The 276-nt window shown below is 46.0% G+C and carries 1 protein-coding gene; it reads left to right on the forward strand.

What is annotated here, in order from left to right; all coding sequences use genetic code 11:
• Positions 1-276: aminotransferase class I/II-fold pyridoxal phosphate-dependent enzyme (locus tag SB772_RS40515; RefSeq protein ID WP_410838586.1), on the forward strand; the 276-nt coding region annotated here is incomplete at both ends.

The raw sequence follows: 276 nt of genomic DNA on the forward strand, positions 1-276 counted from the left end.
TATCGAAGACGATATTTTTGCAGATTTTGAAGTTAAGCCTGCGGCGAGATTGGCGGCTTTGGATGGGTTATCACGCGTATTCTATATCGGCAGTTTTTCTAAAACGTTATCCGCATCCCTACGCTGTGGTTATATTGCAGCGCCTACAGAGTGGGTTGAGAGTTTGGTAGATTTAAAGATAGCGACTGGCTTTGGTGGCAGTCAGTTAGCAGCGGCGGTTGTGTTCTCAGCGTTGACTGATAGCGGCTACCGTAAGCATATGAATGATATCCATAC

The organism is Paraburkholderia sp. SIMBA_030 (assembly GCF_046535245.1).
Lineage (GTDB): Bacteria > Pseudomonadota > Gammaproteobacteria > Burkholderiales > Burkholderiaceae > Paraburkholderia.